Genomic DNA, 11,729 nt, shown 5'->3' on the forward strand with positions numbered 1-11,729 from the left:
GAAGGCTGTCTTATAACCCAACTGCCATTGATACTTAATATATCAATAAATTCAATTAGTTAAAAGATTTTTATTGAAAATTAAATGTATGGAGCCCTTGTTCATATTTTCTGTGCACTTTGTCACATATACGTGAGTTAGTCGAGCAGTCAAACATATCTGACTGTTCCCCATTAATTAGCAAACAGCATTACTAGCTACATCCACGGCGTATCAATGGCGAGCGTCTGCTATACGCTCTAAGCTACCTATCAATTTAGCAACGTTTATGTTAGAGATGACCAAGTAAAATGCAAACGGGTTGTCAAGTAAACGCAAAGATACAAATGGTTGACTAAAAGTGTTTGAATGTATGTCTTTGTTGTAACATCCTTTAGAGCCAAGCGTGCAGGCACTGACCTGTACTGACAGCATCCATGACTTAAAGCCCTTAATGCTCAAAAGACAAATAGGCGGGAGCGATAAGGTAACACATGCTGTTAGCATACCCTTGCATTGAGCCACACACAATCTCACTGTACCTGCCACAATTTTGCCACACTAACAACGCGCAAAAATGCACATTCGTGTTAAGAAAAGCAAAACAATGCAATGGTAACGAGATGATTTTATTAAGAAAGATGGTGCCGATAATAGGAGTCGAACCTACGACCTTCGCATTACGAATGCGCTGCTCTACCAACTGAGCTATATCGGCCCTGAAAGGACATGTTCACGAACGTGAATCACGGTGGACAAGGTTAAAACTAACCGGGCGATGCGTCAATGGCCTTGTGAATCAAATGGCTACTTTTGCATCACCCGGTTTTATTTACGCACGAATGGTGTAATCACCAATGCCGATCCACTTGTAAGTGGTCAGTGCTTCCAGCCCCATTGGGCCACGCGCGTGGAGTTTTTGTGTGCTTACCGCCACTTCCGCACCCAGACCAAACTGGCCGCCGTCGGTAAAACGCGTAGAGGCGTTAACGTAAACAGCGGACGAATCCACTTCGTTAACAAAACGCTGGGCGTTGCGCATATCGCGGGTCAGGATCGCATCGGAGTGTTGTGTGCCGTGTTCACGAATATGGGCGATGGCATCGTCAAGATCGCTGACGATTTTGACGTTCAAATCTAATGACAGAAACTCATCGTCATACTCTTCGGCTTTAACAGCAACCACCTTCGCAGGGCCTGCCTGCAACTGCGCCAGTGCAGCTGCATCTGCGTGTAATGTCACGCCGCTTTCCGCCATTTGTTTGCTTAATGCGGGCAGGAAGCTATCGGCGATGTTTTTATTCACCAGCAACGTTTCAACCGTATTACATGTGCTCGGACGCTGAGTTTTCGCGTTGACGATCACTTTTAATGCTTCAGCGATCTCTACACTTTCATCAACGTAAATATGGCATACGCCTATACCACCTGTGATCACCGGGATTGTCGACTGTTCACGGCACAGTTTATGCAAACCAGCGCCACCACGCGGGATCAGCATGTCGATGTATTTATCCATACGCAGCATTTCACTGACCAGCGCACGGTCAGGATTATCAATCGCCTGCACGGCACCCGCCGGTAAGCCGCAGGATTTCAGGGCGTCCTGAATCACCGCCACCGTTGCAGCGTTAGTGCGACACGTTTCTTTGCCACCGCGCAGGATCACCGCATTACCGGTTTTCAGGCACAGCGAAGCGACATCAACCGTCACGTTCGGGCGCGCTTCATAAATCACGCCAATAACCCCCAGCGGTACGCGACGACGCTCAAGACGCAGGCCGCTGTCCAGTACGCTGCCATCGATTACCTGCCCCACCGGATCGGCGAGGTTACACACCTGGCGCACATCATCGGCAATGCCTTTCAGCCGTGCGGGCGTCAGTGCCAGACGGTCAAGCATCGCTTCGCCAAGGCCATTGGCACGCGCGTCAGCAACATCCTGGGCGTTAGCGTTGAGGATGATTTCGCTTTGTGCTTCCAGTTCATCGGCGATTTTTTCCAGCACGCGATTTTTTTCGCGGCTGGAGAGTTGCGCTAATTTATACGAGGCTTGCTTCGCGGCAATGCCCATTTGTTCCAGCATCAGCCTGCTCCTTAACGGGTAATCATGTCATCACGGTGAACGGCAACCGGGCCGTATTCATATCCCAGTATTGCATCAATTTCTTGCGAGTGGTGCCCGGCAATACGGCGTAATGCATCGCTGTTGTAACGACTGACGCCGTGGGCGATATCGCGACCTTCGAGGTTGCAAATGCGGATGACTTCACCACGCGAGAAATTGCCAGTCACGCTTTTAATGCCTTTCGGCAACAGGGAGCTGCCGCGTTCAAGAATGGCGGCAGTTGCCCCTTCATCTACCGTGATTTCACCCGCCGGCGGCGCACCGAAAATCCAGCGTTTACGGTTTTCAAGCGGAGTCGCCTGGGCATGGAACAGCGTACCGACGGAAATGCCTTCCATCACATCACCAATAACGCCCGGCTTGCTGCCCGCGGCAATAATGGTGTCGATACCCGCACGGCAAGCCACGTCAGCGGCCTGCAATTTGGTACTCATGCCGCCAGTTCCGAGGCCTGAAACGCTGTCACCGGCAATCGCGCGCAGTGCGTCATCAATGCCGTAAACATCTTTAATCAGTTCTGCCTGCGGATTGCTGCGCGGATCAGCGGTATACAAACCTTTTTGATCGGTCAGCAGCAACAGTTTATCGGCACCCGCCAGAATCGCCGCCAGCGCAGAAAGGTTATCGTTATCGCCGACCTTAATCTCTGCCGTAGCGACAGCATCGTTCTCATTGATTACCGGAACGATATTGTTATCGAGCAACGCACGCAGAGTGTCGCGGGCGTTCAGGAAGCGTTCACGGTCTTCCATATCAGCACGGGTCAGCAGCATCTGCCCGACGTGAATGCCATAAATCGAAAACAGCTGTTCCCACAGTTGAATCAGTCGACTCTGCCCTACCGCCGCCAGCAGTTGTTTCGAGGCGATAGTCGCTGGCAGTTCCGGGTACCCCAGGTGCTCACGTCCGGCGGCGATCGCGCCCGACGTCACAATAACAATCCGATGCCCGGCGGCATGTAACTGCGCGCACTGGCGAACAAGTTCAACGATATGGGCACGGTTCAGACGGCGCGATCCGCCTGTTAGCACACTGGTGCCGAGTTTTACCACCAGCGTCTGGCTGTCACTCATGATTCTCTGCCATTCAATTTTAGGAAAAATGATATCAAACGAACGTTTTAGCAGGACTGTCGTCGGTTGCCAACCATCTGCAAGCAAAGCATGGCGTTTTGTTGCGCGGGATCAGCAAGCCTAGCGGCAGTTGTTTACGCTTTTATTACAGATTTAATAAATTACCACATTTTAAGAATATTATTAATCTGTAATATATCTTTAACAATCTCAGGTTAAAAACTTTCCTGTTTTCAACGGGGCTCTCCCGCTGAATATTCGCGCGTTAATTAAAATCAGGAATGAAAATGAAAAAGAGCACTCTGGCATTAGTGGTGATGGGCATTGTGGCATCTGCATCCGTACAGGCCGCAGAAATATATAACAAAGACGGTAATAAACTGGATGTCTATGGCAAAGTTAAAGCCATGCATTATATGAGTGATAACGACAGTAAAGATGGCGACCAGAGTTATATCCGTTTTGGTTTTAAAGGCGAAACACAAATTAACGATCAACTGACTGGCTATGGCCGTTGGGAAGCGGAGTTTGCCGGAAATAAAGCGGAGAGTGATACTGCACAGCAAAAAACGCGTCTCGCTTTTGCCGGATTGAAGTATAAAGATTTGGGTTCTTTCGACTATGGCCGTAACCTGGGCGCGTTGTATGACGTGGAAGCCTGGACCGATATGTTCCCGGAATTTGGTGGCGACTCCTCGGCGCAGACCGACAACTTTATGACCAAACGCGCCAGCGGTCTGGCGACGTATCGGAACACCGACTTCTTCGGCGTTATCGATGGCCTGAACTTAACCCTGCAATATCAAGGGAAAAACGAAAACCGCGACGTTAAAAAGCAAAACGGCGATGGCTTCGGCACGTCATTGACATATGACTTTGGCGGCAGCGATTTCGCCATTAGTGGTGCCTATACCAACTCAGATCGCACCAACGAGCAGAACCTGCAAAGCCGTGGCACTGGCAAGCGTGCAGAAGCATGGGCAACAGGTCTGAAATACGATGCCAATAATATTTATCTGGCAACTTTTTATTCTGAAACACGCAAAATGACGCCAATAACTGGCGGCTTTGCCAATAAGACACAGAACTTTGAAGCGGTCGCTCAATACCAGTTTGACTTTGGTCTGCGTCCATCGCTGGGTTATGTCTTATCGAAAGGGAAAGATATTGAAGGTATCGGTGATGAAGATCTGGTCAATTATATCGATGTCGGGGCTACATATTATTTCAACAAAAATATGTCAGCGTTTGTTGATTATAAAATCAACCAACTGGATAGCGATAACAAATTGAATATTAATAATGATGATATTGTCGCGGTTGGCATGACCTATCAGTTTTAATGATTATTGCCGGATGTGATGCATCCGGCACATTTCACTCACGCCGTTAACTTCACCGGCTCGTCACGAAAATCATCCGCCGGTTCCAGCTTCAGATTCAGCGTCGTCAGCAGTTCACGCAGCTTCTCGTGAAACTCACGCAGGGTGTGCTCCAGTCGTTCAACCACTTCAGTGTCTTTTACCGGAACGCTCTTCCAGTCGCCTGCTTTATCGAACAGACCAAACTGGTAGCTGTAGGTAAAACGGGATTCCTGCGCTTCCAGCTCCATCCACCAGCCCCAGAATTCACGCACTTCCGGTGCCGGTTTCACGTTGACGCATACAGCCAGACAATCGAAAAAGAATCGATTATCTTCGCACTTACCTTCACGAATATACGGGCCTAGTGCGGTAAATTTTTTGATCAATCTGCTCTTCGGGTGTCCACTCGGTAACGTCATTGCTATCTCCTGTTGTGATGCAACTGTTTTACCAAATTGGCAAAATTTAGCAAATTTTTAACACAAGCGTTTTTCGATCCAGCCGGTGATTTCCTGAAGACCTTTGTCAAAATTCCGATACACCGGGTTAAATGGGATCTCTAATAATTTACCGTCAGCAGATGATGAGGTGATTAAGCGTGAGTCCTCTTCCGGGCTGAACGGATCGTTCTTCCAGTAGCCTGATAACATTGGCGTTGGGCAGCGACGTCCCAGCAATCCTTGCACTTTTAATGAATAGCGATTCAGCTCCACGCGCAACGCGTCATCGGAAGCATCATGCATCCCCAAACGACTCGCCAGAACGTCAAGATACATTTCCGGCACCTGTTGCTGGCACTTAAAATCACTCAACAGGGTATGAACTACCGGACCAAGACAGGCAACCGCTTTCAGACGCGGCGATTCAAGGTATGCCAGACGCACGGCAACGTTAGCGCCGAAACGGAAACCAAAGGCCGCGACGCGAGTGTGATCCACCCACGGTACGTTAGGCAGCGCCTTTAAGACGTGCTGATGCAACAGGCTGGAGTCCTGGGTGAGCTTCCATTTTGAAGAAAAGCCCACCGACGGCATATCAATAGTCAGCATCGCAATGCCGCGCGGCGCAAAATAACGTTCATACAGGCTGTAATAGTCCGTCTGCATCGCATCCAGACCACCACACATTAATACTGTCGGGAACGGGCCATCGCCTTTCGGCATATGCAAAAAGCCGGTGATGGGCGCACCGCCGGGTACGGTAAACTCCATCTGCCGCATCGTGCCCGGCAGACGCTGGGCGGCCTCTTCATAGGCGCGGTTTGATAAAGCCTGCGCTTGCTCGGCCAGGTCATCTCCTTTCAGATGAGGATAGGCGGCAATGTTGTACAACGTAGCCGCATGCAGCCAGTGTCGACCACTGAGTTGCGGATCTTCTTCCGCACAGGCTTTTTGTTGCCACACCATCGCCTGGGTGGCCCACTCATAAATCCAGTTGCCACCACGGTAGCCAATCACGGTATCGTATAAATCATCATCGGTACGTTCAGCATCGCTCATCACAATACGTGCCTGGACGTCGAGGATTTCACGTGGGTCAATGCCGCGCCAGATCCACATCAGACGGTTAATCATGCGATACCAGTGAGGGATGGTTTTACCATCAAGAGCCGACTGCACAGGCGGTTGTGCGCCGTGATTAAAGCGGCGGACTAGCGTCGAGGTTTCAGGATGTTTAAAGCGGGGTTTGAACAGGGTTTCGCTCAGGTTTGCCTGTGTCATGGATGCAGCCTCCAGAATACTTACTGGAAACTATTGTAACCCGCCTGAAGTTAAAAAGAACAACGCCCGGCAGTGCCAGGCGTTGAAAAGATTAGCGACCGGAGATTGGCGGGACGAATACGACGCCCATATCCCACGGCTGTTCGATCCAGGTATCTTGCGGGATATCAACAACATAGTCATCAACCAGCGGACGACCAGCCGGTTTTGCGAAGATAGTCACAAAATGTGCTTTTGGATACATTTCACGAATCGCAACCGCAGTACCACCGGTATCCACCAGGTCATCAATAACGATGAAGCCTTCGCCATCGCCTTCTGCGCGTTTTAGCACTTTAAGCTCGCGCTGGTTGTCGTGATCGTAGCTGGAAATACAAACGGTATCGACATGACGAATACCCAGTTCACGCGCCAGTAACGCACCCGGTACCAGACCGCCACGGCTTACGGCAATAATGCCTTTCCATTGTTCAGAAGGCATCAGTCGGCTTGCGAGTTTACGTGCATGGATCTGCAACATGTCCCAGGTGACGATGTATTTTTCGCTCATGTGAAGTGTCCCAGCCTGTTTATCTACGGCTTAAAAAGTGTTCGAGGGGAAAATAGGTTGCGCGAGATTATAGAGATCTGGCGCACTAAAAACCAGTATTTCACATGAGTCCGCGTCTTTTTACGCACTGCCTCTCCCTGACGCGGGATAAAGTGGTATTCTCAAACATATCTCGCAAGCCTGTCTTGTGTTGACAACATTTTCTGCTAACCCTGTGACCTGCAATACTGTTTTGCGGGTGATCGACAAGGAGACTTAACGTGTCTGAACTGTCTCAATTATCTCCACAGCCGCTGTGGGATATTTTTGCCAAAATCTGTTCTATTCCTCACCCGTCCTATCATGAAGAGCAACTCGCTGAATACATTGTTGGTTGGGCAAAAGAGAAAGGTTTCCATGTCGAACGCGATCAGGTAGGTAATATCCTGATTCGTAAACCTGCTACCGCAGGTATGGAAAATCGTAAACCGGTCGTCTTACAGGCCCACCTCGATATGGTGCCGCAGAAAAATAACGACACCGTGCATGACTTCACGAAAGATCCTATCCAGCCTTATATTGATGGCGAATGGGTTAAAGCGCGCGGCACCACGCTGGGTGCAGATAACGGCATTGGTATGGCGTCTGCGCTGGCGGTTCTGGCTGACGAAAACGTGGTTCACGGCCCGCTGGAAGTGCTGCTGACCATGACCGAAGAAGCCGGTATGGACGGTGCGTTCGGCTTACAGAGCAACTGGTTGCAGGCTGATATTCTGATTAACACCGACTCCGAAGAAGAAGGTGAAATCTACATGGGTTGTGCGGGGGGTATCGACTTCACCTCCAACCTGCATTTAGATCGTGAAGCGGTTCCAGCTGGTTTTGAAACCTTCAAGTTAACCTTAAAAGGTCTGAAAGGCGGTCACTCCGGCGGTGAAATCCACGTTGGCCTGGGTAATGCCAACAAACTACTGGTGCGCTTCCTGGCGGGTCATGCGGAAGAACTGGATCTGCGCCTTATCGATTTCAACGGCGGCACACTGCGTAACGCCATCCCGCGTGAAGCCTTTGCGACCATTGCTGTCGCAGCTGATAAAGTCGACGTCCTGAAATCTCTGGTGAATACCTATCAGGAGATCCTGAAAAACGAGCTGGCAGAGAAAGAGAAAAATCTGGCCTTGTTGCTGGACTCTGTAGCGAACGATAAAGCTGCCCTGATTGCGAAATCTCGCGATACCTTTATTCGTCTGCTGAACGCCACCCCGAACGGTGTGATCCGCAATTCCGACGTGGCAAAAGGTGTGGTCGAAACCTCCCTGAACGTCGGTGTGGTGACCATGACTGACAATAACGTAGAAATTCACTGCCTGATCCGTTCACTGATCGACAGCGGTAAAGACTACGTGGTGAGCATGCTGGATTCGCTGGGTAAACTAGCTGGCGCGAAAACCGAAGCGAAAGGCGCATATCCTGGCTGGCAGCCGGACGCTAATTCTCCGGTGATGCATCTGGTACGTGAAACCTATCAGCGTCTGTTCAACAAAACACCGAACATCCAGATTATCCACGCGGGCCTGGAATGTGGTCTGTTCAAAAAACCGTATCCGGAAATGGACATGGTTTCTATCGGGCCAACTATCACCGGTCCACACTCTCCGGATGAGCAAGTTCACATCGAAAGCGTAGGTCATTACTGGACACTGCTGACTGAACTGCTGAAAGAAATTCCGGCGAAGTAATTATTTGATTTGCTGCCGGATGGCGTTTAATCGCCTTCCGGCAGTTTCATCCTTCATTATCCTTCGATAAAAGCCATCCCTGTAAATGTCCGTCTCGGGTTGCCACGTTCAATCTGGTGATGGAACATTCGCCGCTGCGATTTCAGCACCGCGCTATTTTCCTGTTGCTGCTGCTCCAGCTTCCAGGCAATCAGCAATCGTGCCAGCCGCTTGTTAGCATGCTGACTACGCTCTGACTGAACCTTCACGCTAATACCGGATGCCAAATGCGTGGCGCGTACCGCCGAGTCGGTTTTATTGACATGTTGACCGCCCGGCCCCGACGAACGCAACGTCTCATAACGGATTGCATCCGATTGTTCCTGCTCATCAGCGGTAAAACGCCCAATGCCCAGAAACCAGTTTTTGCGCCCATGATGAGGCCGATACGGACTCGGACAAATCCACTGAATAGTGCCGCACCAGCTTTCGCTTAATGCCCATGCGTTATCGCCATCCAGAGAAACCAGGGCTGAACGCAGCGTGTCAGAGTAGCGGCCCGTTTCTGTTTCCAACACCGTTACCGCGACGTCTTGTCGGGCAGCTTCTTTAATTAGCCTGTCCAGCGCCTTTTTCACTGCGAGACAACATTCTTCCGGCCCCTGCGCTGAGGAGAGTTGTAGCAAGATCATCCTTTTTTCCCTCCACTGTTTTTGAGCGTTAGCACCGGACGCAGCCGCGCGACAGGAATAATTAAACCGGCCTGCACCAGACATTGCACCACGCTTTCAGCCGATTTATAGGCTTGTGGCGCTTCTTCAAAGATGAGTTGTTTATCGCGACAAATTACCCGACTGCCAAGTTCAGTACGCGAGAGTTGCGTCGCCGTGTATTTCGCTGCCAGACGCCCTTTACACTCGGTGCGCCCCCATTTACGCCCTGCCCCATGCGCCAGCGAGTGGAGCGTTTTTTCGTTCGCAACAGGCTGTACAATCCAGGAGTAATCACCACGTGAACCGGGAATAATCACCAGACCGTTGTCATCCGGCGTGGCACCTTTACGATGCAACCAGCCCTGTTGATCGCCGATTTGACACGCGCTAACAAAGTTATGCGCCACATCCAGAACCGGACTTCCCGTGGCCTTAACTTGTTGCATTATGCGCAAAGCGATCATCTGGCGATTAATACACGCAAACGCCAGCGCATCGTCATGTTCCGCAATATACCGTAGCGCGTCGTCACTGCCTTGAGGCAAACCATGATGCGAGAACGAGGCAATATGCCGCTGTAAAATAGACTGCCCCACCCCCCGCGAGCCGCTATGAACCAACAGTTGCAGATGTTGTGCATCCAGACCTGCCAGTGCAAACAGTTCAGCGTTGATGATTTGATCAACTTGTTGCAGTTCAGCGAAATGATTGCCGCCACCGATAGAGCCAAGCGAGCTGCGCCACGGATGCTGTGCAAATGCTGACGGCAGGTTTTCCTCCAGCCAGCTTTCTTCAGCAACGTCATCCAGATCTGATAATCGCTTTTCAAACTTATCGGCGTTGTATTTGCGAGTGAGAATATCTGTTTGCCATAGCGCCATACCGCAGCCGATATCATTGCCGACCAGTGCCGGATAAAAACGACCAACAGAGAAGAACGCTGCGCCAATCGGATAGCCGCGTCCGGGATGTAAATCTGGCATCCCCACTACGCGCTGCATGTTGGGTAAATTTGCCGTGGTGTGTAATTGTTGGATCGCTAAACTCTCGATCCACAGGTCATCAGATGCGATGGTAAATACCGCATCGGATAAGGGACGAATATAATTGCCCATATACCATTCCGTAAATAGACTCGTCATACTTCAAGTTGCATGTGTTGCGACTTGAATTATTGAGAGTAACAATTAAAAAATCAGGAAATGGCAGACGAATCCAGGGCAAGAAAAAAAGAATTAATCCTGGAAAGGTCTGCAAAGAGTCATTGATAAAGGATTTGTCATGATTTACCTCCTTGCAGTTTGTGGAATAAGAAAACGCGCACATACTAGGCTTGCGTTATTTTCATTGCAAGCTGGATTTAATGTTGCTGTTTATAACGCATATAAAAATTAATAAACCACTCTCCCCGACATTCAACGCGTTGCTGCTTAACTGTCTGAAAACCATAACGTTCAAAAAAGGGTTTTGCGGTTATGCTTGCGTCCACCGTAAGTTCGGATTCAGACTTAATCAAAGGTTTTAACAAAGCGCTGGCAACCCCACGGCGGGTGTATTCAGGGTCAACAAATAACATATCGATATAGTGTTCAACGCAGGTAATAAAGCCGACCAGTTTTGCATTAATGACTGCAACCCGCACTTGTGATTTCGCGAGTTTCTCCTTCCAGCGAGATTCGTCAATCTGCGCCCAGGCGGCAATTTGTTGTGGTGAATAATGCTGACTGGCAGTCATCGTAACCGCTCTAATGAAAATAGCGCATAGTTGCTGAAAATCGCCAGGCTGATAGTCTCTTATTTGTATGTTATTCATAATCCCAGCACCAGTTGTCTTTCCATTTGCGGGTCAAGCAACGTCACATGCAGCCCCACCAGTCGCACACCGCGCCCGCCGCGGCGTTCATCCCAGGTTTTACGCGCGGTGGCGATTAAGTCAGCTTTATTCAGCCGCGGCCAGACGTGCTCCTGAGTGGTTTGCTGAAAATCGTCGAACTTTAATTTCACCCCCTGGCGAGCAATCAGTAAATCAGGTTTCACCTTTGCCAGACGGCGTTCAAGTTCCGGATACAGCCGCTCGATAATCGCTTCACATTCAGACCAGTGGTGGATATCTTCCGCCATCGTGCGTTCCACGCCGACGGATTTTCGCAACCGTTCGCTGTTAACGTCGCGCTCGTCAATCCCCTGACTACGCTCCCACAAAATGCGGCCAAATTTGCCAAAGCGTTTAAGCAGCATCACCAGATCACACTTTTGTACATCACCGCAGGTTCGTAGCACCATCGCTTCCAGTTTTGCCGCCGAGACTTTGCCGACGCCGGGGATTTTTGCCAGTGGTAAGGTTTGTAAAAATGCCGGAACTTCTGCCGGCGTAATCACAAACTGACCGTTGGGTTTATTCATGTCGGAGGCGATTTTGGCGAGAAACTTTACTGGTGCCACGCCCGCAGATGCCGTCAGTTGCAGCTCGTTGAAAATCGTCTGGCGGATTTCCTGGGCGATGA

Annotated in this window: 10 protein-coding genes, 1 tRNA gene and 1 pseudogene (1 of these 12 running past the window's edge); 2 read left to right on the forward strand and 10 right to left on the reverse strand. The window is 50.2% G+C overall.

Annotated features, from left to right (window positions below):
• Positions 1–621: 621 nt before the first annotated feature.
• The 3 genes from QZF50_RS13880 to proB form a co-directional block, all read right to left on the reverse strand.
• A tRNA-Thr gene (locus QZF50_RS13880) sits at positions 622–697 on the reverse strand.
• A gap of 114 nt (positions 698–811) precedes the next feature.
• On the reverse strand, positions 812–2,065 hold the full coding sequence (gene proA, locus QZF50_RS13885; RefSeq protein WP_000893255.1) for a glutamate-5-semialdehyde dehydrogenase: 1,254 nt from the start codon (positions 2,063–2,065) through the stop codon (positions 812–814).
• A gap of 11 nt (positions 2,066–2,076) precedes the next feature.
• On the reverse strand, positions 2,077–3,180 hold the full coding sequence (gene proB / locus QZF50_RS13890; RefSeq protein WP_001285288.1) for a glutamate 5-kinase: 1,104 nt from the start codon (positions 3,178–3,180) through the stop codon (positions 2,077–2,079).
• Positions 3,181–3,467: 287 nt separating this feature from the next.
• On the opposite strand from proB, the gene phoE reads away from it, so the two are divergent.
• The gene (phoE, locus tag QZF50_RS13895) at positions 3,468–4,523 is read left to right on the forward strand and encodes a phosphoporin PhoE (RefSeq protein WP_000749881.1); all 1,056 of its coding nucleotides are present in this window, start codon (positions 3,468–3,470) and stop codon (positions 4,521–4,523) included.
• Positions 4,524–4,561: 38 nt separating this feature from the next.
• On the opposite strand, the gene crl is transcribed toward phoE, so the two are convergent.
• The 3 genes from crl to gpt form a co-directional block, all read right to left on the reverse strand.
• On the reverse strand, positions 4,562–4,963 hold the full coding sequence (crl, locus tag QZF50_RS13900) for a sigma factor-binding protein Crl (RefSeq protein WP_000174677.1): 402 nt from the start codon (positions 4,961–4,963) through the stop codon (positions 4,562–4,564).
• Positions 4,964–5,020: 57 nt separating this feature from the next.
• On the reverse strand, positions 5,021–6,265 hold the full coding sequence (gene frsA, locus QZF50_RS13905; protein WP_000189539.1) for an esterase FrsA: 1,245 nt from the start codon (positions 6,263–6,265) through the stop codon (positions 5,021–5,023).
• Positions 6,266–6,356: 91 nt separating this feature from the next.
• Positions 6,357–6,815, reverse strand: a complete 459-nt coding sequence (gene gpt, locus QZF50_RS13910; protein ID WP_001291990.1) for a xanthine phosphoribosyltransferase — start codon at positions 6,813–6,815, stop codon at positions 6,357–6,359.
• A 260-nt stretch (positions 6,816–7,075) separates the two neighbouring features.
• On the opposite strand from gpt, the gene pepD reads away from it, so the two are divergent.
• Positions 7,076–8,533: a cytosol nonspecific dipeptidase gene (gene pepD / locus QZF50_RS13915; RefSeq protein WP_001293016.1), complete on the forward strand. Its 1,458-nt coding sequence runs from the start codon at positions 7,076–7,078 to the stop codon at positions 8,531–8,533.
• A gap of 56 nt (positions 8,534–8,589) precedes the next feature.
• On the opposite strand, the gene prfH is transcribed toward pepD, so the two are convergent.
• The 4 genes and pseudogenes from prfH to dinB all read right to left on the reverse strand — a co-directional run.
• A complete protein-coding gene (gene prfH, locus QZF50_RS13920; RefSeq protein ID WP_000602112.1) occupies positions 8,590–9,204 on the reverse strand; it encodes a peptide chain release factor H in 615 nt (204 codons plus the stop codon).
• On the reverse strand, positions 9,201–10,340 hold the full coding sequence (locus tag QZF50_RS13925; protein ID WP_000528869.1) for an RNA ligase RtcB family protein: 1,140 nt from the start codon (positions 10,338–10,340) through the stop codon (positions 9,201–9,203). Before QZF50_RS13925 ends, prfH begins: the two co-directional genes overlap by 4 nt.
• A 245-nt stretch (positions 10,341–10,585) precedes the next feature.
• Positions 10,586–11,038 (reverse strand): GNAT family N-acetyltransferase, encoded by a 453-nt coding sequence (locus QZF50_RS13930; RefSeq protein ID WP_001059855.1) that lies wholly within the window; start codon positions 11,036–11,038, stop codon positions 10,586–10,588.
• Positions 11,035–11,729: pseudogene (gene dinB, locus QZF50_RS13935) on the reverse strand (DNA polymerase IV); it runs 362 nt beyond the window's last position. Before dinB ends, QZF50_RS13930 begins: the two are co-directional and overlap by 4 nt.

The organism is uncultured Escherichia sp. (genome assembly GCF_948475835.1).
Taxonomy (GTDB): Bacteria; Pseudomonadota; Gammaproteobacteria; order Enterobacterales; family Enterobacteriaceae; genus ECMA0423.